Source organism: Duganella sp. CF517, assembly GCF_900110275.1.
Classification (GTDB): Bacteria; Pseudomonadota; Gammaproteobacteria; order Burkholderiales; family Burkholderiaceae_D; genus Rugamonas.
In genome coordinates, this window is sequence record NZ_FODC01000005.1 from 376,499 (window position 1) to 402,045 (window position 25,547).

Consider the following 25,547-nt stretch of genomic DNA (forward strand, 5'->3'; position numbering starts at 1 on the left):
AGACATTGTAACCCGCTTATTTTGTTTCGCGTAATCATTTAATGTTTTTCCTCAACATCATCCGCGCACGCTCTGCTAGATCCGGCTAGACAGGACCTGCTTCTGTGCGTAGACTCCGACGTGTCGCTAGCGCAACTATTTTGACTAACTTTTAATGTCTGTTCACTATAGTGAAACCAATGCTGTAGGGCAACCGTATATGTCCTGCAGGCCGGGAGAGAGCAACACATTGGACAGCTTAGCCACAACTTTCATGCAGACAGCAGCACAACCACGCAACAACGACGTCGCCGGCGCCTCGATGATTTTCATCATGCGGCTGGTGCTGGCCGTCTCCGCGCTGCTGACCTTGTTCATCGCCCCCGACGACATGGGCGCCTACGAGCGCCAGGGCGCCCTCACCTGGCTGATCTTCATCGGCTACCTGCTGCACAGCGCCACCCTGCTGGTGGCCGTGCGCTACCACGGCAACCCGTTCTGGCACGGCAAGGTCGTCTACTGGCTCGACCTGGGCTGGTATTGCCTGATGATCTACTGCACCGGCGGCGGCAGCAGCTATTTCTACCCCTTCTTCTTTTTCGTGATCCTGACCGCGTCGTTCCAGTGGGGATTCGACGAGGGCGCGCGCATCACCCTGGCGGCCGCCGTGGCGCTGGCGGTGGCGACGTGGCTGGCCAACAACAGCACCAACCAGGGCCAGCTGTGGTTGCGCACCACCTTCGTGCTCGCGCTCGGCTACATGATCGCCTACTGGGGCGGCCTCGGCCTGACCCAGCGCCGCCGCCTGGCGCTGCTGCGCGAGGTCAGCCAGCTGTCCAACCCGCGCTTCGGCGTCGACCAGACCATCGCCTCGATCCTGCACCAGACGCGCGACTTCCACCACGCCAGCCAATGCCTGCTGTTGATGCGCGAGGGGCCGGACGAGTTGTGGCGCCTGCATGCGACCAGCGCGCGCGGCCAGGCCGGCCAGGGCACCCGCTCGATGCTCGGCGAGGCGGCCGCCGCGCCGCTGCTCGCGTTCGGCGACGACGCGCTGGTGCAGTACGCGCGGGCGCTGCACCCGCGCCTGCCGCGCACGCTCGAGGCGGCGCAGCGCGTCCGTGGCGCGCCGGCCTGGCGCCGGCTCGGCGCCGACGCCGTCGAGCCGCTGGCCGACCTGCTCGACGCCGCCTCCTTCGTCAGCGCGCCGCTGCCGCTGCGCAAGGGCGAAGGCCGCATCTATCTGGTGTCGGACCAGCAGCGCCTGAACCGTGGCGACGCCGTGTTCCTGCAGCAGCTCGCGGCGCAGGTGTTCCCGGTCATCGAAAACATCATGCTGCTCGACCGCCTGGCGTCCGACGCCGCCTTCCGCGAACGGCAAAAGATCGCCCGCGACCTGCACGACAGCACCATCCAGCCCTACATCGGCCTGCGCCACGGCATCAGCGCGGTGCGCCAGAGCCTGGAGGCCGAGCACGCCGCCGCCGCCGAACTGGACCGGCTGCTCGACATGACCGGCCAGGTCATCGCCGACATGCGCGCCTTCGCCAAGACCGTGCGCCAGGGCGCGGCGCGGCAGGAAGCCGAATTGCTGGTGGCGCTGCGCCGCCAGGCCGGCCAGGTGCGCGCCTTTTACGGCATCACGATCGAGGTGCGCGCGGCGGACGACCTGAGCGTGAGCGACCGCCTGGCCGCCGAGGTGTTCCAGATCGTCAATGAAGGCATGAGCAATATCCGCAAGCACACCCGCGCCCGCAGCGGACTGGTCGACCTGAGCAATGTCGGCGGCCAGCTGGTGATCCGCATCGAAAACGACAGTCCGGAACCGCCGGCCACCGCCTTCCTGCCCGGCTCGATCGCCGAGCGCGCCGCCGCGCTTGGCGGTACGATAGCGATCGAGCACCTGGCGCGCGGCGCCACCGTGGTCAGCGTCGCCATTCCGGTCTAACGAGGGACAATTTCATGAGCACTAGCACCGCCCCGATCCGCCTGCTGTTGGTGGACGACCACAAAACCATGCTGTGGGGCCTCGAAAAACTGGTCGAGAGCGCCGGCGCCGAACTGCAACTGGTCGGCACCGCCCACAACAACGACAGCGCGCTGCTGGAGGCGCGGCGCCTGCGCCCGGACCTGATCGTGCTCGACCTCGACCTCGAAGGCCGCAGCTCGATCGAAATCCTGCCGGCGCTGCTGGCCGACAGCGGCGCGCGCGTGCTGATCCTCAGCGGCAACCGCGACCAGGCGCTGCTGGGCGAGGCGGTGCGCCTCGGCGCGCGCGGCGTGGTCGGCAAGGAGGCGCCGGCCGAGGTGGTGCTGGCGGCGATCCGGCAAGTCCATCGCGGCGAGCTGTGCCTGGACCCGGCGCTGACGCAGGCACTGCTCAACAAGATGGTCACGGCGGCGCCGGCCGATCCGGAGGCGCCGCGCATCGCCACGCTCACCCCCAAGGAGCGCAAGATCGTCGCCGTCGTCGCCGACAGCAACGGCGCGCCCAACAAGGAACTGGCCGCGAAGCTGTTCATCGCCGAACCGACGCTGCGCAACAACCTGACGACGATCTATCAAAAGCTCGGCGTGGCCAACCGCCTCGAACTGTACGTCTACGCCACCCGCCACGGCTTGAACGCCTCCTAGCCACATCACCGGCCGCCGCGCCGGCCGCGCCCTCCCTCCCCGCCACACCGCGCCAACGGCCGCCCCCGTGACATTTGTCACGGCGCGGCCGCCGCACATCGTGACAATCCTCCCCCGACAAAGTGACATCCGTCTGATGTGGATCAAGATGGGCTTCCGTAGAATTCATTACATCAGCAGCGAACTTGAAACAGCTGAGAGGAAATCAGCCAGGAACGACCAACAGGAGTGCGGGATGCAAGGATCAAAAGGCAGGGTACGCGACATCGGCCGGTTCATCGGCGATGCCGGCGGTGCCAGCCTGATCGAATATGCATTGATCGGCGCGCTCGTTTCAGTGGTGGTCATCATTACGCTGCTAGCAGTTTTAGGACCTAAAACCTGACCCCCGTTTTAGTGGAATGCCGTAACACCATTTCGCAATCTCACTTATATCCAAGGAAACGACCATGAACGCCATCAAAAATTTCATCAATGACGAAGCCGGTGTCACCGCCATCGAATACGCCCTGATCGCCGCCGGTATCGCCGTCGTCGCCGGCGCCGCCGCCACCGCCATGGGCCCTGCGCTCAAGACCAAGTTCAACGCCGTGATCGAAGCACTGGGCGGCACCAAGGTAGCGTAATCGCCACCAGCGGTAACAAGGACCGGCCCGCGCGCCGGTCTTTTTTTTTGCCCGGCGCACACACCCCGCGCTACTATCGCAGCACCTCCCTTTCCGGTCGAACGCGTCATGAACAAGCTGCCCCTGATCCTGCTGTGCACCCTGCTGGCCTTGGCCGTGTGGAACGACCTGCGCACGCGCCGCATCCCCAACGCGCTGGTGTTCGGCGGCGCCGTGCTGGGCGTGGCGCTCAACTGCCTGTACGCCGAGGGCGCCGGCCTGTTCATCGCGCCGCAGGGCGGCATCGGCTTTGCGTGGTCGCTGGCCGGCCTGGCCACCGGACTCGCGCTGCTGGTGCCGATGTACGCCATGCGCGCGCTCGGCGCCGGCGACGTCAAGCTGATGGCGATGGTGGGCGCCTTCGTCGGCCCGTGGGGAACCGTCGTCAGCGTGCTGCTGACCCTGTTGGCGGGCGGCGTGCTGGCGCTGGCGGTCGCGGCCTGGCACGGGCGCCTGCGCGCGATGGTGCGCAACACCTACCACATGGGCGTGTACGCGCTGATGCGCCGCCTCGGCGGCGAGGCGATCAAGATCGAGGCGCCGGCCGAGGCCAGCGGCCGCCTGCCGTACGCGGTGGCCATCGCCGCCGGCACCCTGCCCTACCTGGTGTGGGGCGCATGGCGCGGCGAAGCGTTGTTTTCCTGAAAAGTGTGTCTTTTTTTTGCCACGCGGGACACATGAACCACGCATGATGTTGACCTGGATCAATTATCTGCCGACAATCTTCATACCTGTATCACGACAAGGATTTCATGCACGCCGAGCCGGACCTCATGGCCGCCAATGCCGAGCGCGACGCGCCGGCCAACGCCCGCGCGCCACGCAGCATCGAGGAAACTGGACTGCCTTTCCTGTTCCTGACCGAACTGGTGGCCAAGGTCCTGTTCCAGCGCGGACAGGTGCGGCTACCCGAACTGGCTAGCCATCTGAAACTGAGCATCAGCGCCATCACGCCGCTGGTGGCCTTCCTGAAGACCGAAAAACTGGTCGAGGTCACGCGCAGCGGCCACAGCGGCACCGACGCCGACCTGACCTACAACCTCACCGAGGCCGGCGCCCAGCGCGCCGTCGCCTGCCTCAACCGCAACGCCTACGCCGGCCCGGCGCCCGTCACCCTGGCCGCCTACGTGGCCCAGGTGGCCGCGCAAAGCGTGCGCCACCTGCACGTCACGCGCGCGCACGTGCGCGCCGGCTTTCACGACGTGGTCGCCAACCAGGCCGTGCTCGACCAGATGGGCGCGGCGATGAACTCGGGCCGCGCGATGTTCATCTACGGCCTGGCCGGCAGCGGCAAGACCTTCCTGGCCGAGCGCCTGTGCAGCCTGCTGCACGGCGTCATCGCCGTGCCGCACGCCATCATGATCGACGGCGAGGTGGTGCCGTTCTACGACCCGGTCCAGCACCGCGTGGCCGCCGGCGCCGCCGAGCGCGCCGCCGAGCCGGCCGAGGGCGGCGAGCTGCTGCGCCAGCTCGACGCGCGCTGGGTGCGCGGCGTGCAGCGCCCGGCCGCCCTCACCGGCGGCGAGCTCACGCTCGAAATGCTGGACCTGCGCTTCGACCCCAACACCCGCCTGTACCAGGCGCCGCCGCACCTGAAGGCCAACAACGGCATCTTCATCATCGACGACCTGGGACGCCAGCGCTGCTCGCCGCTGGAGCTGATGAACCGCTGGATCGTGCCGATGGATCGTGGCGTGGATTATCTTTCGTTGCATACAGGCCACATTTTCCAGGTCCCTTTTGATGTGGTCGTGGTATTCTCGTCGAACTTCTTGCCAGAGCGATTATCCGACGGCGCCTTTCTGCGCCGGCTGGCCTACAAGATCGAAGTGCCGCCCCAAACCCAGGCGGAATATGAGCTGCTTTTCAGGCAGGCGTGCACGCAATACGGCATGGCGTTCGACGCCGACGCCTTCGCCTACCTGCTCAGCGAACACCACGCGAAAGAAGACACCCCGCTGCTGGCCTGCTATCCGCGCGACCTGATCCGTCAAGTGCGCGACCTGGCCCGCTACGAGGGCACGCCCGCGCGCGTCGACCGGCGCGCGCTCGACTGGGCGTGGAACAACTACTTCGCCGGCGCCGGCGCGCGCCGGGTCAACGAACAGCAGAAAAAAGAACGCGACCGCCGCGACCAGTCGCCACCGGCCTAGCCGGCGGCCGGCCGCCCCGGTACGCAACAACGACGAATAACCACGAAAGCACAGCATGAGAAATACGCGGGCCTTGACGATGATAGCGGTGGCGCTGGTGATGGCGCTGGCGGCGGTGGTGCTGGCCGCGCAGTGGATCGCCGGCCAGTCCGCCAGCAACAGCAACAAGGTCGCCGTGGCGCTGCTCGACATCGGCATGGGCACGCGCGTCACGCCCGAGCTGATCCACATGGTCGACTGGCCGGTCAACTCGATGCCGCCCGGCGCCATCGTCGACGCCAAAACGCTCGACGGCCGCATCACGCGCACCAACATCCTGCGCGGCGAGCCGCTGATGGAAAGCAAGCTGGCCCCGGCCGGCACCAGCGGCGGCCTGTCGGCCGTGGTGGCGGCCGGCAAGCGGGCCATGACGGTGCGCGTCAACGACGTCGTCGGCGTGGCCGGCTTCGCGCTGCCCGGCAACTTCGTCGACATCCTGGTCAACACCCAAAGCGACAGCGGCGGCGACACCGGCGCGCGCGAGCAGGCGATCTCGAAGATCGTGCTCGAACGCATCCTGGTGCTGGCCATCGCGCAGGAATCGAACCGCGACGACACCAAGCCCAAGGTGGTCAACGCCGTGACCCTGGAACTGACGCCGGAACAAGTCGAAAAACTCGACCTGGCGCGCAGCGTCGGCACGCTGTCGCTGGTGCTGCGCAACCAGATCGATCCGCTGTCGGCCAACACCGAAGGCGCCACCAAGAGCAGCCTGCTCGACGACGGCAAGCCGCAGCCGGTGGCGCACGCGCCGGCTGCGGCGCCGGCGCCGGCGGCAATGGCCCCCGTTGCGCCGCGACCGGCCGCGCCGCGCCCGGCGCCGGCCGGCGACAAGGTGGAAATGATCAAAGGCCTCGACCGTAGTTCCCAGCAGTTTTAAACGGCAGTTTTAAACCGAAGTTAAACCGAAGTGTTAAACCGCAGTTCTAAGCCGCAGTTATAAACCGCAGTTATAAACATATACCGCCCTCACCAGAGAGATAGCCTTGATGACTGCAACCACGCGCGCGGCCCGGCCGGCGCCCTCCCGTCTCCCGCTGCTGGCCCGCGCCGTGCTGGCCGCGCTGTGCGCGCTGCCGGTACTGGCGAACGCGGCCCCGGCGCCCGCGCCCGCCGCCGCCCCCACGGCCGCGCGCGGCACCGAACTGGCCGCGCTGATGACCCTGTCCGAGGGCAAGTCGACCTTGATGCACCTGCCCTATCCGGTGGCGCGGCTGGCCGTCGGCGACGCCAAGGTGGCCGACGTCATCCTGCTCAATCCGAGCGAAGTCTATCTGCTGGGTAAGTCGACCGGCTCGACCAACCTGATCCTGTGGAACAAGGCCAACCAGGCCACCATCATCGACATCGTCGTCGGCCTCGACAGCACAGCGCTGCGCCAGCAGTTCGATCAACTGTTCCCGACCGAAAAGGACATCCGCATCACCGTCTCCGGCGGCGCGCTGATCCTGTCGGGCGTGGTCAGCGACTCGGTCAAGGCGGCCCAGATCGTGTCCGTGGCCGGCGCCTACCTGCAGCGCAACAGCCGTTCCGGCGCGGGGGCGGCCCCGGCGGCCGGCCCGGCGGCGGGCGGCGCCGATCCGGCGTCGCTGCTGTCGGCGGCCACGCCGGCCACCAGCGCGGCCGCGCCGAACAGCCCGGCCGGCGCCGGCGGGCGCGTCATCAACATGCTGGCTGTGGCGGCGCCGCAACAGGTGATGCTGGAGGTGCGCATCGCCGAAATCTCCAAGACCCTGGTCGACCAGCTCGGCGCCAGCGTCGGCCTGGTGGGCCACAGCGGCAGCTGGACCTACACGCTGCTGAGCAATCTGCTCACCGGCAATCCCGGCAAGCTCGACGCCTTCAACGGCAAGAACGGCAAGTTCCTCACCTTCGACGCGCAAAAGAACGACGGCCTGGTCAAGATCCTGGCCGAGCCGACGGTGATGGCCATCAGCGGCCAGGAGGCCAGCTTCCTGGCCGGCGGCAAAATCTTCATCCCGGTATCGCAGAACAGCGGCACCGGCGTGCCCACCATCACGCTCGAGGAAAAGGAATACGGCGTGGCCGTCAAGTTCACCCCGACCGTGCTCGAAGGCGGACGCATCAACCTGAAAGTGTCGCCCGAAGTGTCCGAACTGAACCGTGAAGGCGTCGGCATCACCAGCGGCAACAGCGCGGCGACGTCGGTGCTGCCGTCGTTCACCACGCGCCGCGCCAGCACCACGGTGCAGCTGTACGACGGCCAGAGCTTCGCCATCGGCGGGCTGATCAAGAACAACGTCACCACCAACATCAAGGCCTTCCCGGGACTGGGCGAGATTCCCGTGCTGGGCGCGCTGTTCCGCAGCAGCGACTTCCAGAGCGACCGCACCGAACTGGTGTTCATCGTCACGCCGCACCTGGCCAAGCCGCTGCCGCCCAACCCCAAACTGCCGACCGACGCCTACAGCGAGCCGAGCCGCGCCGACTTCTTCTTGCGCGGCAAGCTCGAAGGCGGCGCCCCCCCTGCCTCCCCTGCCCAGCCGGCACCGCCGGCCGCCGGCTTCGACGTGAAATAGGACGCCCCATGCCACCGACCCCAATTTCGCCGCGCCGCGCCGGCGCCCGCCTGCTGGCCCTGGCGGCCGCCTGCGCGCTGTCGGCCTGCGCCAACGCGCCCAACATCGACCGCCAGTTCGGCGCCAGCCTGCGCGCCGCCGTGGCCCAGCAAACGCTCGACCCGCGCGCGGCCAACGACCGCCGTCCCGTCAACGGCCTCGACGCGCAAGCGGCGGCGGCCGCCTACGAGAACTACCAGCGCTCGTATTCGTCGCAGGACCAGCAGCAGCAAAGCGGCTTTACCATCGGTTCCGGCCTCAAGTGACCGGCGTTCCACCCACCAGCGAGCACGAACCAAATTGAAGATAGCTGTCATTTCCCGCGATGAGCGGCACCTGGCCGACGTGATGCGCATGCTGCGCGCGCGCTCGCCCTCCGACGAGGTCGACCACCTGGGCGGCGGCGTGGCGCGCCTGTCGATGCTGGGCGACGAGCAGTTGCCGGACGTGCTGGTGATCGACCGCCCGTCGGTCGGGGACGGCGACCTCGACCTGCTCGAACGCTTCTCGGCGCAGCACCCGCGCATCGCCTGCGTGGCCCTGAGCGAAGAGCGCGACCCCGAGTTCCTGATGCAGGCCATGCGCGCCGGCATCCGCGAGGTGCTGCCGTCGCCGGCCACCAGCGCCAGCCTGAACACGGCCATCGAACGCATCGGCGAAAAGCTCGAGCGGCGCAGCCAGGCCAACGGCAAGGTGCTCGCCTTCATCTCGTGCAAGGGCGGCAGCGGCGCCACCTTCCTGGCCACCAACCTCGGCTACGCGCTGGCGGCCAGCGGCAAGTACAAGGTCGCGCTGATCGACATGAACCTGCAGTTCGGCGACGCCTCGCTGTTCGTCTCCGACCACAAGCCGCTGGCGACGCTGAGCGACGTGGCCCAGCAGATCCACCGGCTCGACCCGTCGTTCCTGGCCTCGAGCATGCTCAACGTCACGCCCAACTACGGCGTGCTGGCCGCGCCGTCGGACCCGACCCACGCCAACGACGTCAAGCCCGACCACATCGACGCCATCCTCAAGCTGGCGCGCCGCCACTACGACTTCGTGCTGCTCGACGTCGGCCGAAGCCTCGACGCGGTCACCATCCGCGCGCTCGACCACGCCGACCAGATCTATCCGGTGTTGCAAACCACCCTGCCCTACATCCGCGACGGCAAGCGCATGCTCAACGTGTTCCGCTCGCTCGAATACGGCAAGGACAAGATCAGCGTCATCGTCAACCGCCACGACAAGGGCGGCGAGATCAAGCTCAAAGACCTCGAGGGCGCGTTCGACACCGACGTCAGCATCACCATGCCGAACCATTACGACGCCGCCGCGCGCTCGGTCAACCAGGGCGTGCCGGTGATCCAGCTGGCGCCGGCCAGTCCGCTGAGCGTGGCGCTGGTCGAGCTGGCGCGCAAGCTCAGCGGCGAGGCCGCGCCCGAGCAGCAGGGCGGCGGCTGGCTGTCCAAACTGCGTCCGCGCAAAGCCTGACGGCGCCCTCCCTTACCAAGGCTAAACGACCATGTCCACACCTCCCATCTCCCTGCGCGAACGGCTCGAAAGCGGCGAAACGCGCGTGGCCGGCCAGCGCGCCGTCGCCATCGACAACCGCGCCTACCAAAAGCTCAAGCAGCGCCTGCACGCGCAGCTGCTCGACCGCGTCGACCTGGAAAGCATGCAGCGCCTGAGCCAGGAGCAGATCCGCATCGAGTTGCGCAACCTGGTCGAAAAGCTGCTCGAGGAGGACGCCGTCGTCATCAACGACGCCGAGCGCAAGACGCTCACGCGCGACATCCAGAACGAGATGCTCGGCTTCGGTCCGCTCGAACCGCTGCTGGAGGACCCGACCGTCTCCGACATCCTGGTCAACACCCACCGCCAGATCTACGTCGAGCGGCGCGGCAAGCTCGAGCTGACCGACGTCACCTTCAGCGACGACGCCCACCTGATGAAGATCATCGACAAGATCGTCTCGCGCGTGGGCCGGCGCATCGACGAGTCCAGCCCGATGGTCGACGCCCGCCTGCCGGACGGCTCGCGCGTCAACGCCATCATCCCGCCGCTGGCCATCGACGGCCCGATCATGTCGATCCGGCGCTTCTCGGCCGACCCGCTGCGCCTGGCCGACCTGGTCGCCTACGGCAGCCTGACGGCCGACATGGCCGAGGTGTTGCAGGGGCTGGGCAAGGCCAAGGTCAACATCCTGATCTCCGGCGGCACCGGTTCGGGCAAGACCACCATGCTCAACGTGATCTCCGGCTTCATCGGCCGCACCGAGCGCATCGTCACCGTCGAGGACGCGGCCGAGCTGCAGCTGCAGCAGCCGCACGTGGTGCGGCTCGAGACGCGTCCGCCCAACATCGAGGGCAAGGGCGAGGTCAGCCAGCGCGCGCTGGTGCGCAACGCGCTGCGCATGCGGCCCGACCGCATCATCCTGGGCGAGGTGCGCGGCGCCGAGGCGCTCGACATGCTCGGCGCCATGAACACCGGCCACGAGGGCTCGATGGCGACCATCCACGCCAACACCCCGCGCGACGCCCTGACCCGGCTCGAGAACATGATCAGCATGGCGGCGGCCAACCTGCCGACCAAGGCCATGCGCCAGCAGATCAGCAGCGCCGTCGGCGTGGTGGTGCAGGTCTCGCGCATGACCGACGGCAAGCGCAAGGTCATGTCGATCCAGGAAGTGACCGGCATGGAGGGCGAGATGATCACGATGCAGGAAATCTTCACCTTCAAGCAGACCGGCCTGGCCGACGACGGCGCCGTGCACGGCCACCATACCGCCAGCGGCGTGCGCCCGCGCTTCATCGAGCGCCTGCGCAACTTCGGCGTGGCGGTGTCGGCCAGCGCCTTCGACCCGGTCACCAAATAGGACCCGCCATGGACCTTCGTCTGATCCTGTTCGGCGCGCTGGTGTTCGGCGCCGTCGGCCTGCTGGTGTGGGGCGTGTTCACCGGCTGGAACAAGACCCGCAGCCCCGAGGCCGAGCGCGTCGCGCGGCGCCTGCGCGCGGCCATCGGCGACAGCGGCACCGAGCTGGCCGTGTCGATCACCAAGGAGCGCACCTACAGCCGGGATCCCGCGCTCAACCGCCTGCTGGCGGGCGTGCCGGGCATCGCCAAGCTCGACCGCCTGCTGCTGCAGGCCGGGCGCGGCATGACGACGGCGCAGCTGTGCGCGCTGATGGGCGGCTGCGCGCTGGTCGGCTTCATCGTCTTTTCCAGCATGGGCCTGCCCTGGGTGGGGCGCCTGGTGCTCGCCGGCCTGTGCGGCTGGCTGCCGGTGCTCGAGGCGATGCGCGCGCGCCGGCTGCGCATCACCACCATCGAGCGCCTGCTGCCCGAGGCGCTCGACATGATGAGCCGCGCGATGCGCGCCGGCCACGCCTTCCCGACCGCGCTCAAGATGGTCGGCGAGGAGATGCACGACGTCGTCGGCGCCGAGTTCCGCAGCGTCTTCGACGAGGTCAACTTCGGCGTGGCCATGCCGGACGCGCTGATGAACCTGGCCACGCGCGTGCCCAGCACCGACCTGCGCTATTTCGTCATCGCCGTGCTGATCCAGCGCGAGACGGGCGGCAACCTGACCGACCTGCTGACCTCGATCAGCGCCATCATCCGCGACCGCCTCAAGCTGCTCGGCCAGGTGCGCGTGATGTCGGCCGAGGGCCGCATGTCGGCCTGGGTACTGGGCCTGCTGCCGTTCGCCGTCGGCGGCCTGGCCACGCTGGCCAACCCCGGTTCGCTCGATCCGCTGTTCACCGACCCGCTGGGGCGCAAGATGCTGTACGGCGCCGCCGGCATGATGCTGCTCGGCGTGTTCGCGATCCGCAAAATCACCCATATCCGGGTCTGAGGAGCTTCGATGACGCTGATCCAGATCCTGTTCCTGGCCGTGCTGTTCGTGTTCGTCTTCGGCGGCGTGCTGCTGGCGGTGCGCCTGCTGACGGTCAATCCGGTCAAGGACCGGCTCGAGGCGCTGCAGGAACGCAGCCAGGTCACCCGCCGCGGCGCGCGCTGGCTGGAGGCGGCCATCAACCTGGCCGCGCCGCTGGCCAAACTGTCGGTGCCGGCCGAAGGCTGGGAAAACTCGCCGGTGCGCACGCGCTTCATCAACGCCGGCTGGCGCACGCCATCGACGCCCGGCCTGTTTTACGCCGGCAAGACCGGGCTGGCCGTGGCGTTGCCGCTGCTGGTGTTCCTGTACCTGAGCAGCCGCGCCGCCGGGCCGGGCGACTATAAGATGCTGTGGCTGGTCAGCGCCGCCGGCATCGGCTACTACCTGCCCAACATCGTGCTCAACCACGTGTTGAAAAAACGCCAGCGCGACATCTTCGAAAGCTTCCCCGACGCGCTCGACCTGATGACGGTGTGCGTCGAGGCCGGGCTGGCGATGGACGCGGCGCTGGCGCGCGTGGCCAACGAGATCGGCCTCAAAAGCCTGGTGCTGGCCGAGGAGCTGCAACTGGTGACGTTGGAGCTGCGCGCCGGCAGCGCCAAGGAAAAGGCGCTGCGCAACCTGGCGCTGCGCACCGGCGTCGAGGACGTCGACGCGCTGGTGACGTTGCTGATCCAGGCCGACCGCTTCGGCACCAGCATCGCCGATTCGCTGCGGGTGCAATCGGAACTGCTGCGCACCAAGCGGCGCCAGCGCGCCGAGGAGCAGGCCGCCAAGATCTCGCTCAAACTGCTGTTCCCGCTGATCTTCTTCATCTTCCCCAGCCTGTTCGTGGTGCTGCTGGGACCGGCGATGCTGAACATCTACCGCAACCTGATGCCGTCGCTGACGGGAAGCAACTGATGACCGCGCGGCTGATACCGTGGCTGGCGCTGGGCGCCCTGCTGGCCGGCTGCGGCGCGCCTCCGGCCAGGCCGCCATGGACTGTGGAGCCGCTGATGCGCGTCGAGCACGGCGGCGACGCCGCCGACGCCCTGTACCGCCTCGGCCGCTACCACCAGCAACGCGGCGAGGCGGCCGCCGCCGACGACGCCTTCGCCCGCGCGATCGCGCTGCGGCCGGACCGGCTCGACGCCCGCAACGCCCGCGCCGTGCTGCTGGCCGGCGAAGGCCGGCAGGCGGAGGCGGTCGAGCTGCTGCGCCAGCTGGCGGCGCAGTTCCCGCACGACGCCCAGCCGCTGAACAACCTGGGCTACCTGTACTATCTGCAAGGCCGGACCGGGCCGGCGCGCGCGGCCATCGAGCAGGCGCTGCGCATCGATCCGCAGCACGCGCAGGCGCGCGCCAACCTGGCGCGCATGACGCCGGCTCCCGGCGCCGCCGCGACGACTCCGGCCGCCACCGTCGCCGCCGCGCCGACGCAGAGCACGACCCCGGCCGCGGACGACGGCGTGGCGCGCGCGCGCTGGCAAGTGGTGGCGCTTGCGCCGAACGAATTCAGCTTGCAAGCGGTGGCCGCCGCACCGGCCGCCGCTTCCCCGGCCCCGGCCGCCGCCGCGTCCAATGCCGACGATGGCAATCGCCATGGCGATGGCGGCATCCAGATCGTCAACGGCAACGGCGTGCGCGGGCTGGGCGAGCGCACCCGCCGCCTGCTGGCCAGCGGCGCGCTGCCCGCGGCGGCCGACGCCGACGTCGTCAACCAGCGCGGCCACCATCAGCGCGACACCATCATCGAATACCTGCCCGGCCAGCGCGAACGCGCCGTCCTGGTGCGCGCCGCGCTCAAGGGCCGCGCCAAGCTGCTGCCGGCGCGCGCGCTGCCCGCCGGCCTGGCGCTGCGCGTGGTGCTGGGTCGCGACCACGCCGCGCCGGACCGCGCCGCCAAGGCCGCCGCGCCCAAACGTTTGCCCGACGCTGCGCTGTTGACGATGAACAGCGCCGCCCCCCATTTCAATCAGGAGTAACCATGCTCAGAACAACACCGTCCCCGCGCTGGGCCAACCATGCAGTCGCCGCGTGCGCCACCGTGCTGCTCGCCGTCGCGCTGACCGCCTGCGGCGGCGGCTCCGGCAGCGCCGCCGGCGGCTGCACCACGATCGATCCAAGCCGGCCCAGCAGCCTGCCCGGCTGCGGCACCACCCCGGGCAACCCGGCCACCGGCGCCGCCGCCGTCTCCCTGGCGTTGACCGACGCCGGCGGCGCGGCCGTCGCCGGCGTCACGCCCGAGCGCGGCGCCACCGTCACCGCCACGCTCAGGAACGCCGCCGGCCAGGTCGTTCCCAACACGCTGGTCACCTTCACCACCACCGACAAGACCGGCGTGTTCACGCCGGCCAGCGGCAGCGCCATCACCGACGCCGGCGGCAAGGCCAGCATCACACTGGCGGCCGGCGGCGTGTCCGGCGCCTTCGCCGTCAGCGCCACCGCCACCGTGGCCAACGCCACCGTGACGGCCAACGTCCCCTATTCGGTGCAAGTGCCGCAGTTGACGCTGGGCGCGCCGGTGGCCGCCCCCACCACGCTGGCCGCCGGCGGCACCGCCAGCCTGACCGCCACCGTGCTCAACGGCGGCACGCCGTACGCGCCGGCGCAGTCGGTCGCGTTCACGTCGCCGTGCGTGGCCAACGGCAAGGCGCGCATCGCCTCGCCGGTGACCACCGTCAACGGCGTGGCCAGCACCTCCTACACCGACCTCGGCTGCGGCGGCGTGGACGTGGTCACCGCCAGCTTCACCTTCAACGGCAACCCGATCAGCAGCAGCGCCAGCCTGACGGTGCAGCCGGCCAGCGCCGGCCAGCTGGCGTTCGTCTCGGCGCTGCCGCAAAACATCGCGCTCAAGGGGTCCGGCGGCGCCGGCCGCCAGGAAAGCGCCACCATCACCTTCAAGGTACTCGACCGCAGCGGCAACCCGGTGGCCGGCCAGGCCGTCAACTTTTCGCTCAACACCAGCGCCGGCGGCCTGACGCTCAATCCGGCCAGCGGCACCACCGGCGCCAACGGCCTGGTGACCACCACCGTGGCCGCCGGCACCGTCAACACGCCGGTGCGGGTGACCGCCAGCCTGCCGGGGACCAACCTGAGCACGCTGTCGGACCAGCTGGTGGTGTCGACCGGCGTGCCGGAACAAAACAGCTTCACCCTCAGCGCGGTCATCAGGAACCTCGAAGGCGGCCAGTTCAACGGTTGCCCGGCGCCGTCCGGCACGCTGGTCACCGCCCGCCTGGCCGATCACTTCCGCAATCCGGCGCCGGACGGCACCGCCGTCAGCTTCACCGCCGAGGGCGGCTCCATCGACGCCTCCTGCCTGACCGGGCTGACCAGTACCACGCTGACCGACGGCACCGTCATCACGCAAAAAGGCACGCCGGGCGAATGCACGGTGCGCTACTGCGCCGGCAACCCGCGTCCGGCCGACGGCCGCGTCACCATCCTGGCCTACGCGCTGGGCGAGGAAAGCTTTGTCGACGCCAATGGCAACAACCTGTTCGAGAGTGGGGAAAGCTATACGGATCTGGGCGAGCCGTTCCGCAACGACCGCGCGGTGACCGACGCCAACGCCAACTTCGGCGACGACATCTGGAGGACCGGCAACGCGGCGCGCGCCAGCGGCGAGCAATACATCGATTCGAACGGCAACGGCGTCTGGAACCAGGGCGGCAACGGCGCCTACAACGGCGTGCTGCAGGCCACGCCAAACGTCAACACCGGCAACGCCAACACGGTCAATGTACGGCAAGCGATGGTGATGGTATTGTCCAACAGCACCGCCAATGTCTCGCTGCTGAACGAGGCGGCCAACGGCGCGCCGACCATCGGCACGCTGGCGCTGGCCCAATGCGTGACCGGCACCAAGTTCGACAACGTGCCGCGCAGCTACCAGTTCGCCATCCGCGACGACAATCCGACCGTGTTCGCCGGCAACCAGCGCGCGGCGCACGCGGGCGATCCCTTGTGGTTGTTCGACCGTCCGGGCAATCCGCTGCCGGCCGGCACCGTGATCAGCTTCGCCGCCAGCAACGGCCTGGTGATGGGCGCGCCCAGCTACACGGTGCAAAACACCAATTCGGCCGACTCGGCGGCATGGACCTACAGTGTGTCGCTGATCAGCGATGCCGGCCAGGACGCTTCCAGCCTGCTATGCAACAACCCGGTGCGCACGGGCGCGCTGACCATCACCGTCACCACCCCGAGCGGCGTGGTGAGCCGGTTCAATTATCCGGTCACGGACTAAACGGGTCAGACGGATTGGAGCGGCGCGGCCCGTGCCAGCATGGGCCGCAAACTTCCCCACACCAGCTCCGGCGCCATCTGCACCATGCAGTTCTGGTGCCCGAGCGGGCACTCGCGCTGCTTGCACGGCGAGCAATCGAGGCGCAGCGAGATCGACGCCGCCAGGTCCGAGAACGGCGGCGCGTGGTCCGGATCGGTCGGGCCGTACAACGCCACCACCGGCCGGTTCAGCGCCGAGGCGATATGCAGCAGGCCCGAATCGTTGGCCACCACCGCCGCCGTGCGCGCGACCAGCGCGATCGCCTCGGCCAGGCTGGTGGCGCCGGCCAGGTTGAACACGGCCGCGCCGGCGGGCATGGCGGCGGCCACCTCGGCGCATGCCTGCCTGTCCTTCGGCGAACCGAGCAGGGCGATCTGCGTGGCCGGGTCGTTGGCCAGGATGGCCTGGCCCAGGCCGGCGAAATGGCGCGCCGGCCAGCGCTTGGCGCCGCCGAATTCGGCGCCCGGCGCGAACGCCACCAGCGGCCGCGCCGGATCGATGCCGGTGCGCGCGCAGACGGCGGCGATTTGCGCCGCGCTGGCCGCCAGGCGCGGGCGCGGCAGCGCGGCGCGGAACGCCGCGCCCTGCGCCGCCCCGGGCGCCGCCGGGGCGCCGGCCAGCGCCGCGTAAAACGCCACCATCGGGCGCGGCGGCGTCTCGTCATGGTGCATGACGTTGATCAGGCCGTGCCGGCTCTCGCCCTTGTAGCCGACCCGCCGCTTGATGCCGGCCAGCCACGGGATCAGCGCGTATTTAATCGTATTGGGCAGCACATAGGCCTGGTCGTAGCCGCGCCGGCGCAGCAGCCGCGCGTACCTCCAGCGCTCGCGCAACTGCAGCGCGCCGTGGCGGAACGGCGTCTCCAGCACCTCGTCGACCTCGGCCATCTGCCGCCACACCGGCGACACCGCCGGCGGCGCCAGCACGTCGATCGGCTGCTCCGGGTGGGCCGCGCGCAGCAATTGCAGCAACGGCTGCGCCATCACCGCGTCGCCGATCCAGTTGGGCGAGATGACCAGGATGCGCGGCGCGCTCATGGCGCCGTCCGCGCGGCCGCCGGCGCAGCCGACGGCCTGCCGGCCAGGCAGAAGCCGACCAGCACGAACAGCATCAGCGCGTAGAACATCGCCGCCCGCGTCGACCAGAAGATCACCTCGGTCAGGCCGAAACTGAAGTAGCTCAGCGTGAGCAGCATGCCGGCCAGCGCCGGCGCGGCCGCGCCGGGATGGCGCATCTGCCGCCAGAAGAACAGGAACGGCGCCACCAGCGTGCCCAGCCAGGCGAGCAGGCCGACGATGCCGCCGTAGACCAGTTGTTGCAGGATATCGTTATGGAAGTGCTCGAATTCCAGCACGAACGCCCGGCTCTCCCCGGTCTCGACCATGTGCTCGAGCTGCTGCCGGACGTCGCGCTCGCTCGCGCCCATCACCGGATGGCGCTCGATCACCCGCAGCGCCGTGCGCCACAGTTCGATGCGCACGCCGACGTTGGTGTAGCGTTGCTCGCCGTCGACATACTGGCGCACGTCGCTGATGCCCTGGTCGAGGCGGTCGCGGGCGCCCGTTTGCGGGATGAAATAGGTACTTACAAGCAAGGCCAATCCCAGCAGCGCCAGCCCCTTGCGCAGGCGCCCGCGCAGCACGTGGCCGTAGCGCACCAGCAGCAGCATCGAGAACAGGATGGCGACCCAGCCGCCGCGCGTGCCGGTGGCGATCGAGCCGACCAGGCCGGCGAGCGCGCCGAGGCCGGGCCAGATGGCGGCGCGGCCGGCGAAATCGAGCGTGCCGGCCAGGCACAGCAAGCCCATGCACAGCATCAGGTCGCCGAAGGTGATCGCGTTGATCAAGCCGCCCGGGCGCTCCATGCCCAGGCCCCAGCGCTGGTAGGCGATGAAGGCGGCGCCGGCGAACGCGCCGGCGATCAAGCCCCACCACAGCGCCTTGCGGCCGGGGCGGTACACCAACACCGTCAGCATGGCGCTGGCCGCGAGGAGCATGCGCAATGGTTTTTCCAGGTTGCGGGCGCGTCCGTCCGGGGCGGCGGCGGCCACCGCCGCCAGCAACAGGAAGATGCCGAACGCTGTCAAAACACCACGGATCTCAGTAACATGAGGTAACAAGACTGGCGTCGCGCGGCGCCAGTGGTAGAGTGCCACCACCAAAAACCCGACGCTGCACAAGCCCACGCCGAAGTTGGTGATCAAGACCAGAAAAGGCAAACAAAAGACCAGGCTGTGGATAAAGACAGTGCTGAGGGAGAACTTGGTTAAGGTATTATTCATTCATTTTTAGATATTATTACTACAGGGCATTTTGTACTGCTCATTACATGTCAGCCGTCAATATTTCACTCATCATCACCACCTACAACCGGCCCGATGCGCTCACGGCCGTGGTCGACGCGTGCTTCGCGCAGTCCGACCTGGGGTACGAAATCATTATCGCTGATGACGGCTCGGGCCACAACACGCGCCAGGCCGTGGCCGCGCTGCAGGCGCGCGCGCCGCTGCCGCTGCGCCATGTGTGGCAGGAGGACAAGGGCTTCCGCGCGGCCCGCGCCCGCAACCTCGGCACCCTGGCCGCCAAGGGCAACTACATCGTCTTTCTCGACGGCGACTGCGTCCCGCAGCGAAATTTTATCAGTCAACATAAAAAGCTGGCGCAACGCGGCCACCTGGTCTCCGGCAGCCGCGTGCTGCTGAGCGAGGCGGCCACCCGCCGCACGCTCGACCAACACCTCGACCTGCAGCGCCTGAGCCTGGGCGAAAAGCTGCGCTGGCGCATCGGCGGCGACCTCAACAAAGTAGTGCAACTGCTGATGACCTTGCCGGACTGGCTGCGCACCAGCAAGCGCTTCACGTGGCGCCGCATCAAGAGCTGCAACATGGGGGTGTGGCGCGCCGACCTGGAACTGGTCAACGGCTTCGACGAGAGCTTCCTCGGCTGGGGCCACGAGGACGCCGACCTGGTGATGCGCCTGTATAACGCCGGCGTGATGCGCAAGGACGGCGCCTTCGCCACCGAGGTGTTCCACCTATGGCACCGCGAAAACGCCCGCGACCAGGCGCGCAGCAACCGCGCGCTGGTGCTGCAGCGCGCGGCCGAACGCTGCACGTGGGCGGTGCGGGGATTGCGCGAGCAACAGGAGCCGGCGGCCCTCGCCGCGGGCCAGATAGTGCCATAATGAACTGTTATAATCGAACTGTTCCGCCAATACCGTCCCGGCCCGCCGCCACCCACCCTCGCGCCCATGAATACTGCCAGTAACTCGCTGCCGCTACCCGAGACAGGCAGCCCGTTCGCTTCCGCATTGTTGTTCGCGTTGCCCGCGCTGGCGCTGGCGGCCGGCTTCGGCGTCGGCGCGGCGCAGGCGGCGCTGGTGCTGGTCTTCCCGCTGGTGGTGCTGCTGCGCCCGCGCGCCATCTTGACCGTCTACCGGCGCCACGGCCTCGAACTGGCCGGCGTCATCGCCGCCTTCTGCGCCTGGTTCGCCGTCTCGCTGCTGCGCGCCGGCAGCGGACCGGCCTCCGGCCAGCCGCCGCTGGACTGGCCGCTGGCCCTGCTCGGCCTGGCCAGCATCGGCGTCATGTACCACTTGCGCCCGCGCGCGCGGCAACTGTGGGCCGGGCTGTGCGCGGCCGGCGTGCTGGCCGCGCTGCTGGCGATCTATCACCTGCCGGGCGGCGCCGCGCGCGCCGTCGCGCCGGGCTACGCGTCCACCCTTGGCGACCTGGCGCTGGCCTGCGGCCTGATGGGCCTGTGCGGGCTGGGCGCGCTGCGCCACACGCGGCTGGCCTGGTTGCCGGTGCCGGCCGTGCTGTGCGGCATGGCCGCGTCGCTGATGGCGGGCGCGCACGGCTGGCTGGCCCTGGCGCTGGCGCTGATCCCCCTGCTCGTCTACGCGCGCTCGCTGGCCGACCGCCGGCTGCTGGCGCTGTGCGGCCTGGCGCTGGTGATCGCCTGCGTGATGCCGGCCGTCGGCATGGCCGGACGCATCGGCGCCGCCATCGAAGAGGTGCAGCGCTACCTGGCCGCCGGAACACCGCTTGACAGCGCCGTGTTGCTGTTGCTGTACCTGGCGCCGCTGTGCCACTTCATCCTGCAATTGCGCCGCCCGGACCGTGGCCAGCACCCGCTGGCGCTGGCCGGCCTGGTGCTGGTGGCCGCCTTCGTCGGCTTCACCCTGGACGGCGCGATGCCGCTGGCGCCGGCGCCCGAATCGTTCTACGTGTTGCTGGTGGGCAGCCTGGCCGGCCTGTGCCTGGCCGCGCGGCACCATCCGCCGCCGCGCCGCATCATGATCACGCGCACCGACAATATCGGCGACGTGGTGCTGACGCTGTCGCTGGCGGGCTACCTCAAGCAGATCTACCCGCAGGCCGAAATCGTCTTCCTGTGCCGCCGCTACGCCGCCGCCGTGGTCGCCCAGTGCCGCCACGTCGACCGCGTGCTCACGCTCGAGGAACTCGGCGGCGACCAGGCCGGCGCCATGGCGCGCGCCGACTGCGACACCGTGCTGTTCGCCTTCCCGCGCCGCCACCTGGCCATTGCCGCCTTCCGCGCCGGCATCGCGCGCCGCGTCGGCAGCAGCCGCCGGGTCTACCACTGGTTCACCGCCAACCGCCTGATCAACATCAGCGCCAAGAAAACGCCGCTGCACGAGGCCCAGCTCAGCTTCAAGCTGCTGCTGCCGCTGGGCATCGACTTCGTGCCGACCCTGGAACAGGTGTGGAAGCTGTACGGCCTGACGACGCCGCGCCACCCGGCCGCCGACGCCGTGCTGGCCGCGCCCGGTTTCAAGCTGATCCTGCATCCCAAATCGAACGGCAACGGCCGCGAATGGCCGCTGGAGCACTACACCACCCTGGCGCGCATGCTGGGCGCGGCCGGCGGCGTGCGGGTGCTGGTCACCGGCAGCCCGGCCGAGGGCGAACTGCTGGCCGAGCAGGCGCCGGCGCTGCTGGCGCTGCCCAACGTGGAAAACATGTGCGGCCGCCTCGACCTCGAGGGCTTCACGGCGCTGATCGGCGGCTGCGACGGCCTGATCGCCAGCGGCACCGGGCCGCTGCACCTGGCCGCCGCGCTGGGGCGTCCGGTGGTGGGCCTGTTCCCGCCGCTCAAACCGATCGACCCGTCGCGCTGGGCCGCCGTCGGCCCGCGCGCGCACAACCTGGTCACGGCGCAGCCCTGCGGCCATTGCGCCGATCCGGCCCGCTGCACCTGCATGCTGGCGATCGCGCCGCAGCAGGTGTTCGACCTGGTCCAGGGATGGCGCGCCGACGCGGCGCAGGCCGCCGCCTGAACGGCGTGCGCGCCGGCAAATCAAAATCCGGTACTATGACTTTTTCGTCCTAGGAGGGAATGTCATGCGCGTGGATATTTATTGCCGAGATGAAGCACAAGGGAAGCACAGCTATCTGGCCGTGCCGGAAGGAAAGCCGATTCCCGAGGAAGCGACCAGCACCGACTGGCAACCCGAGGCGCAGAAGGTCGAGGTCGACGACGACAGCGACGATCTGCCGCGCTATCACATCGTCCACCCGCTCGAGCAGATCGGCGCCAAGGGCTACGCGATCACCAGCTTGAACGAGCAGATATAGTAGTGCGCCCGCGCCCCGGTCACGCCGGGGCCGCGGGCCGCGCCGCCACCACCATCAATATTCGATTTCGACTTCGCTGGCGCCCAGGCCCTGCTTGAGCGCCAGCTGCAAATCGTCCGACGGCGCCACGCGCCAGCCCTCCCCCAGCTGCAACACGCACTTGACGCCCTGCGGCGCGACCTTCATCGCCACCGGCAGGCCGTCGGCCATGCGGTGCGGCGCCAGCAACTCGGCCATCTTCCTGGCGTCGACATTGGCCGGCAGCGACATCGCCAGCTGTTTGCCGTAGTTGACGCGCGCGGTGACGATGTCGAACACCCGCTCGGCCGAGATGCGCAGCCCGCCCGAGAAGCGGTCCTCCGACACCTTGCCGACGACGGCGAGGAACTCGTCGTCCTTGAACATGCGCTTGTTCTCCTCGAACACCTCGGAATACACGGTCACCTCGACCACCGCCGTCTTGTCGTCCAGGGTGACGATCAGGATCTTGCCGCGCTGCGTCATCTGCGGGCGGATGCCGGTGATCACGCCGCACAGCATGCGCGGCTCGCGCGACGGTTCCAGTTCCGCCAGCTTGGTGCGGGCGAAGCGGCGCGCCTCGGGCGCGAACGAATCGAACATGTGGCCGGACAGGTAGAAGCCGAGCGCGATCTTTTCCTCGGCCAGCTTCTGGCGGTCGGTGAACGGCGCGCACTTGACGTACTCCGGCGGCGCCACCAGGTCGCTGTCGTCGCCGCCGAACAGGCTGACCTGGTTGGCCGCCTTGGCTTCCTGGTCGGCGCACTCCATCGCGAAACCGACCGACGCCAGCAAAATAGCGCGGTCGATGCCCAGGCAATCGAAGGCGCCCGAACGGATCAGGGACTCGATGGTGCGGCGGTTGATCTGCTTCTTGTCGACCCGCTTGCAGAAGTCGAACAGGCTGGTGAACGGGCCGCCGGCGGTGCGCGCGGCGATGATCGCCTCGATCGCGCTCTGGCCCGAGCCCTTCACCGCGCCGAGGCCGTAGCGGATCTGCGTGACCTTCTTGCCGGTCACCGACGGCGGCGGGCCGTCCGGCATGAAGCGGTAGTCGGACTTGTTGATGTCCGGCGGCAGGATGGTCAGGCCGCAGATGTCGATCGAATCCTCGACCAGGATCTTGACCTTCTCGGTGTCGTCCATCGCCAGCGACATGTTGGCCGCCATGAACGCGGCCGGATGGTGCGCCTTCAGATAGGCGGTATGGTACGACAGCAGCGCGTAGGCGGCGGCGTGCGACTTGTTAAAGCCGTAGCCGGCGAACTTCTCCATCAAGTCGAAGATCTCGTCGGCCTTCTGCGCGGTCAGGCCGTCCTTGGCGGCGCCGGCGCGGAAGATCTCGCGGTGCTCGGCCATCTCCTCGGCCTTCTTCTTGCCCATCGCGCGGCGCAGCATGTCGGCGCCGCCCAGCGAGTAGCCGCCGACGATCTGCGCCATCTGCATCACCTGCTCCTGATACACCATGATGCCGTAGGTTTCGGACAAAATGGACTCGGTGCGCGGATCGGGATAGTCGAACTTCTCGCCGTGCTTGCGTTTGCAGAAGTCGGGGATCAGGTCCATCGGGCCCGGACGGTACAAGGCGACGAGCGCGATGATGTCCTCGAACCGGTCGGGACGCGCGTCCTTCAGCATGCCCTGCATGCCGCGCGACTCGAGCTGGAACACGGCCACGGTTTTGGCCTTGGTCAGCAGCTCGTACGACGGCCGGTCGTTCAGCGGCAGGCGCGCCAGGTCGAACTCGGCCTCCTTCGGATCGAGCGCCTTGATGTAGCGCACCGCGCGGTCCAAAATCGTCAACGTGGTCAGGCCCAAAAAGTCGAACTTGACCAGGCCCACGGCCTCCACGTCGTCCTTGTCGTACTGCGACACCACGCCGCCGTCGCCGCCCTGCGTGTACAGCGGGCAGAAATCGGTCAGCTTGCCCGGCGCGATCAACACGCCGCCGGCGTGCATGCCGATGTTACGGGTGATGCCCTCGACCTGCTGCGCCAGATCGAGCAGCTGCGCCACCTCCTCCTCGTTCTGCTGGCGCTCCTTGAGCATCGGCTCCTCCTCGATCGCCTCGGCGATCGACACCGGCTTGCCCGGCTTGAACGGAATCAGCTTGGAGACGCCGTCGCAGAAGTTGTAGCCGAAGTCCATCACGCGGCCGACGTCGCGGATCGCGCCCTTGGCCGCCATGGTGCCGAAGGTGGCGATCTGCGAGACCGCCTCCTTGCCGTACAAATCCTTGACGTGCTGGATGACGCGGTCGCGCCCCTCCTGGCAAAAGTCGATGTCGAAGTCGGGCATCGAGACGCGTTCGGGATTGAGGAAGCGCTCGAACAGCAGGTTGTATTTGAGCGGGTCCAGATCGGTGATCAGCAGCGAATAGGCGACCAGCGAACCGGCGCCCGAACCGCGGCCCGGTCCGACCGGCACGCCGTTCTCCTTGGCCCACTGGATGAACTCCGCCACGATCAGGAAGTAGCCGGGGAACTTCATGTTGCAGATGGTATCGGTCTCGAACTTCAACCGCGCCTCGTAGCGCGGCCGTTCCTTCTCCCGCCGCTCCGGGTCCGGGTACAGGTGGAGCAGGCGCTTTTCCAGGCCGGCCTTCGACTCGGCCACCAGGAACTCGTCGATCGTCATACCGGGAGGGGTCGGGAAGTTCGGCAGCTGCGGCTTGCCCAGCACCAGGGTCAGGTTGCAGCGCTTGGCGATTTCCACCGAGTTTTGCAGCGCCGCCGGCAGGTCGGCGAACAGCGTGCGCATCTCGGCCTGCGACAGGAAGCGCATGTTCTCGTTGAAGCGGCGCACGCGCTTGTTATTGGCCAGCATCTCGCCTTCGGCGATACAGGTGCGCGCCTCGTGGGCGATGTATTCGTGGCCGGAGATGAACTGCACCGGATGCGTGGCCACCACCGGCAGGCCCAGTTTGGCCGCCAGCGCCACCGAATGGCGCACCTGCGTCTCCTGGTTGGCCTGGCCGGCGCGCTGGATCTCGATGTAGAAATGGCCGGGGAAGATCGCCGCCCACTTTTGCGCGTTCTTTTCGGCCAGCGCCGGGTTGCCGTTCTCGATGGCGATGCCGACGTCGCCGAAATGGGCGCCGGACAGCGCGATCAGGCCGTTGGCCGGATTATCGTCGGGCAGCAGCTCGTAGGTCTTGGACGCCAGCTCGGCCAGCCACTCGGTGCGGATCTCGGCGCGGCCCTTGTACTGGTTGGTCAGCCAGGCGGTCGACAGCAGTTCGCACAGCTGCAGGTAGCCCATGCGGTTTTTGGCGAACAGCATCAGGCGCGACGGCTTGTCGCGGTTGTCGTCGTTGGTGATCCAGACATCGACGCCGACGACCGGCTTGATGCCCTTGCCGCGCGCGCTCTTGTAGAATTTGACCATGCCGAACATGTTGGACAGGTCGGTGACGGCCAGCGCCGCCTGCTTGTCCTTGGCGGCGGCGCCGACCAGGTCGTCGATGCGCACCAGGCCGTCGACGATCGAATACTCGGAGTGCACCCGCAGGTGGACGAAGGCCGGCCCCACCGGCGCCACCACGCCGTCGTCCGGCGCCACCACCTGTTCCACCGCTTGCTCGTTTGCTACCATGTTCATACGCTGCCCACCGCTGGTTCAATAACCGGCTATTTTACAGCGCGGCGGCGCGATCGGGGATTTGGCAGCCGCCCCGGGCATCTATAGGGGAACGGTGCCGTATAATAAGCCGCTTTATCGAATAGA

21 protein-coding genes are annotated in these 25,547 nt (G+C 68.5%); 18 read left to right on the forward strand and 3 right to left on the reverse strand.

Annotated elements, in window-relative coordinates; genetic code table 11:
• Nucleotides 1-253: 253 nt before the first annotated feature.
• From BMX85_RS21020 to BMX85_RS31435, 15 genes are all read left to right on the forward strand, one after another.
• A complete protein-coding gene (locus BMX85_RS21020; RefSeq protein WP_143068041.1) occupies nucleotides 254-1,927 on the forward strand; it encodes a sensor histidine kinase in 1,674 nt (557 codons plus the stop codon).
• Between the two features lie 14 nt (nucleotides 1,928-1,941).
• On the forward strand, nucleotides 1,942-2,613 hold the full coding sequence (locus BMX85_RS21025) for a response regulator (RefSeq protein WP_090323266.1): 672 nt from the start codon (nucleotides 1,942-1,944) through the stop codon (nucleotides 2,611-2,613).
• A gap of 67 nt (nucleotides 2,614-2,680) precedes the next feature.
• Nucleotides 2,681-2,998: a Flp family type IVb pilin gene (locus BMX85_RS21030; protein WP_143068042.1), complete on the forward strand. Its 318-nt coding sequence runs from the start codon at nucleotides 2,681-2,683 to the stop codon at nucleotides 2,996-2,998.
• A gap of 64 nt (nucleotides 2,999-3,062) precedes the next feature.
• Nucleotides 3,063-3,239 carry a Flp family type IVb pilin gene (locus BMX85_RS21035; RefSeq protein ID WP_090323270.1) on the forward strand — a complete coding sequence of 59 codons (177 nt, stop codon included), beginning with the start codon at nucleotides 3,063-3,065 and terminating at the stop codon, nucleotides 3,237-3,239.
• A gap of 108 nt (nucleotides 3,240-3,347) precedes the next feature.
• A complete protein-coding gene (locus BMX85_RS21040; RefSeq protein ID WP_090323272.1) occupies nucleotides 3,348-3,923 on the forward strand; it encodes an A24 family peptidase in 576 nt (191 codons plus the stop codon).
• A 107-nt stretch (nucleotides 3,924-4,030) separates the two neighbouring features.
• The gene (locus BMX85_RS21045) at nucleotides 4,031-5,431 is read left to right on the forward strand and encodes a nucleoside/nucleotide kinase family protein (RefSeq protein ID WP_090323275.1); all 1,401 of its coding nucleotides are present in this window, start codon (nucleotides 4,031-4,033) and stop codon (nucleotides 5,429-5,431) included.
• Nucleotides 5,432-5,486: 55 nt separating this feature from the next.
• Nucleotides 5,487-6,350: a Flp pilus assembly protein CpaB gene (cpaB, locus tag BMX85_RS21050; protein WP_090323277.1), complete on the forward strand. Its 864-nt coding sequence runs from the start codon at nucleotides 5,487-5,489 to the stop codon at nucleotides 6,348-6,350.
• Nucleotides 6,351-6,459: 109 nt separating this feature from the next.
• Nucleotides 6,460-8,010 carry a type II and III secretion system protein family protein gene (locus BMX85_RS21055; protein WP_090323866.1) on the forward strand — a complete coding sequence of 517 codons (1,551 nt, stop codon included), beginning with the start codon at nucleotides 6,460-6,462 and terminating at the stop codon, nucleotides 8,008-8,010.
• Between the two features lie 8 nt (nucleotides 8,011-8,018).
• Entirely contained in the window at nucleotides 8,019-8,315 is a 297-nt protein-coding gene (locus BMX85_RS21060; protein WP_090323280.1) for a hypothetical protein, read from the forward strand.
• 34 nt (nucleotides 8,316-8,349) lie between these two features.
• Nucleotides 8,350-9,522: a CpaE/TadZ family protein gene (locus BMX85_RS21065; protein ID WP_090323282.1), complete on the forward strand. Its 1,173-nt coding sequence runs from the start codon at nucleotides 8,350-8,352 to the stop codon at nucleotides 9,520-9,522.
• Nucleotides 9,523-9,568: 46 nt separating this feature from the next.
• On the forward strand, nucleotides 9,569-10,906 hold the full coding sequence (locus BMX85_RS21070; RefSeq protein WP_090323869.1) for a TadA family conjugal transfer-associated ATPase: 1,338 nt from the start codon (nucleotides 9,569-9,571) through the stop codon (nucleotides 10,904-10,906).
• Between the two features lie 8 nt (nucleotides 10,907-10,914).
• Nucleotides 10,915-11,889 (forward strand): type II secretion system F family protein, encoded by a 975-nt coding sequence (locus tag BMX85_RS21075; protein ID WP_090323284.1) that lies wholly within the window; start codon nucleotides 10,915-10,917, stop codon nucleotides 11,887-11,889.
• A gap of 9 nt (nucleotides 11,890-11,898) precedes the next feature.
• Nucleotides 11,899-12,834 carry a type II secretion system F family protein gene (locus tag BMX85_RS21080; RefSeq protein WP_090323286.1) on the forward strand — a complete coding sequence of 312 codons (936 nt, stop codon included), beginning with the start codon at nucleotides 11,899-11,901 and terminating at the stop codon, nucleotides 12,832-12,834.
• Complete coding sequence (locus tag BMX85_RS21085; RefSeq protein WP_090323289.1) at nucleotides 12,834-13,898, forward strand: LytR C-terminal domain-containing protein; 1,065 nt, start codon at nucleotides 12,834-12,836, stop codon at nucleotides 13,896-13,898. The genes BMX85_RS21080 and BMX85_RS21085 overlap by 1 nt, the downstream gene beginning before the upstream one ends.
• 2 nt (nucleotides 13,899-13,900) lie before the next feature.
• Nucleotides 13,901-16,165, forward strand: a complete 2,265-nt coding sequence (locus BMX85_RS31435) for an Ig-like domain-containing protein (protein ID WP_143068043.1) — start codon at nucleotides 13,901-13,903, stop codon at nucleotides 16,163-16,165.
• Nucleotides 16,166-16,170: 5 nt separating this feature from the next.
• Here the strand turns inward: BMX85_RS31435 and waaF are convergent, their stop codons facing one another.
• Complete coding sequence (waaF, locus tag BMX85_RS21095) at nucleotides 16,171-17,241, reverse strand: lipopolysaccharide heptosyltransferase II (RefSeq protein WP_090323297.1); 1,071 nt, start codon at nucleotides 17,239-17,241, stop codon at nucleotides 16,171-16,173.
• Nucleotides 17,238-18,290: an O-antigen ligase family protein gene (locus BMX85_RS21100; RefSeq protein ID WP_229210595.1), complete on the reverse strand. Its 1,053-nt coding sequence runs from the start codon at nucleotides 18,288-18,290 to the stop codon at nucleotides 17,238-17,240. Before BMX85_RS21100 ends, waaF begins: the two co-directional genes overlap by 4 nt.
• 242 nt (nucleotides 18,291-18,532) lie before the next feature.
• Between BMX85_RS21100 and BMX85_RS21105 the strand changes: the two genes are divergently transcribed.
• The 3 genes from BMX85_RS21105 to BMX85_RS21115 all read left to right on the forward strand — a co-directional run bounded on the left by BMX85_RS21105 (nucleotide 18,533) and on the right by BMX85_RS21115 (nucleotide 21,803).
• Nucleotides 18,533-19,387 carry a glycosyltransferase family 2 protein gene (locus tag BMX85_RS21105; protein ID WP_090323303.1) on the forward strand — a complete coding sequence of 285 codons (855 nt, stop codon included), beginning with the start codon at nucleotides 18,533-18,535 and terminating at the stop codon, nucleotides 19,385-19,387.
• 66 nt (nucleotides 19,388-19,453) lie between these two features.
• A complete protein-coding gene (locus BMX85_RS21110) occupies nucleotides 19,454-21,505 on the forward strand; it encodes a glycosyltransferase family 9 protein (RefSeq protein ID WP_229210596.1) in 2,052 nt (683 codons plus the stop codon).
• Nucleotides 21,506-21,569: 64 nt separating this feature from the next.
• Nucleotides 21,570-21,803: a DUF6139 family protein gene (locus BMX85_RS21115; protein WP_090323309.1), complete on the forward strand. Its 234-nt coding sequence runs from the start codon at nucleotides 21,570-21,572 to the stop codon at nucleotides 21,801-21,803.
• Nucleotides 21,804-21,857: 54 nt separating this feature from the next.
• Here the strand turns inward: BMX85_RS21115 and dnaE are convergent, their stop codons facing one another.
• Nucleotides 21,858-25,421, reverse strand: a complete 3,564-nt coding sequence (gene dnaE, locus BMX85_RS21120) for a DNA polymerase III subunit alpha (RefSeq protein ID WP_090323312.1) — start codon at nucleotides 25,419-25,421, stop codon at nucleotides 21,858-21,860.
• Nucleotides 25,422-25,547: the final 126 nt, after the last annotated feature.

What these genes read in the sequence shown, in the direction of transcription:
- BMX85_RS21080 (WP_090323286.1), top strand. Translation starts at nt 11,899, where the DNA reads ATGACGCTGATCCAGATCCTGTTCCTGGCCGTGCTGTTCGTGTTCGTC.
- BMX85_RS21020 (WP_143068041.1), top strand. Translation starts at nt 254, where the DNA reads ATGCAGACAGCAGCACAACCACGCAACAACGACGTCGCCGGCGCCTCG.
- BMX85_RS21035 (WP_090323270.1), top strand. Translation starts at nt 3,063, where the DNA reads ATGAACGCCATCAAAAATTTCATCAATGACGAAGCCGGTGTCACCGCC.
- BMX85_RS31435 (WP_143068043.1), top strand. Translation starts at nt 13,901, where the DNA reads ATGCTCAGAACAACACCGTCCCCGCGCTGGGCCAACCATGCAGTCGCC.
- waaF (WP_090323297.1), bottom strand. Translation starts at nt 17,241, where the DNA reads ATGAGCGCGCCGCGCATCCTGGTCATCTCGCCCAACTGGATCGGCGAC.
- BMX85_RS21085 (WP_090323289.1), top strand. Translation starts at nt 12,834, where the DNA reads ATGACCGCGCGGCTGATACCGTGGCTGGCGCTGGGCGCCCTGCTGGCC.
- BMX85_RS21045 (WP_090323275.1), top strand. Translation starts at nt 4,031, where the DNA reads ATGCACGCCGAGCCGGACCTCATGGCCGCCAATGCCGAGCGCGACGCG.
- BMX85_RS21075 (WP_090323284.1), top strand. Translation starts at nt 10,915, where the DNA reads ATGGACCTTCGTCTGATCCTGTTCGGCGCGCTGGTGTTCGGCGCCGTC.
- BMX85_RS21040 (WP_090323272.1), top strand. Translation starts at nt 3,348, where the DNA reads ATGAACAAGCTGCCCCTGATCCTGCTGTGCACCCTGCTGGCCTTGGCC.
- BMX85_RS21025 (WP_090323266.1), top strand. Translation starts at nt 1,942, where the DNA reads ATGAGCACTAGCACCGCCCCGATCCGCCTGCTGTTGGTGGACGACCAC.
- BMX85_RS21110 (WP_229210596.1), top strand. Translation starts at nt 19,454, where the DNA reads ATGAATACTGCCAGTAACTCGCTGCCGCTACCCGAGACAGGCAGCCCG.
- BMX85_RS21115 (WP_090323309.1), top strand. Translation starts at nt 21,570, where the DNA reads ATGCGCGTGGATATTTATTGCCGAGATGAAGCACAAGGGAAGCACAGC.
- dnaE (WP_090323312.1), bottom strand. Translation starts at nt 25,421, where the DNA reads ATGAACATGGTAGCAAACGAGCAAGCGGTGGAACAGGTGGTGGCGCCG.
- BMX85_RS21060 (WP_090323280.1), top strand. Translation starts at nt 8,019, where the DNA reads ATGCCACCGACCCCAATTTCGCCGCGCCGCGCCGGCGCCCGCCTGCTG.
- BMX85_RS21055 (WP_090323866.1), top strand. Translation starts at nt 6,460, where the DNA reads ATGACTGCAACCACGCGCGCGGCCCGGCCGGCGCCCTCCCGTCTCCCG.
- BMX85_RS21105 (WP_090323303.1), top strand. Translation starts at nt 18,533, where the DNA reads ATGTCAGCCGTCAATATTTCACTCATCATCACCACCTACAACCGGCCC.
- cpaB (WP_090323277.1), top strand. Translation starts at nt 5,487, where the DNA reads ATGAGAAATACGCGGGCCTTGACGATGATAGCGGTGGCGCTGGTGATG.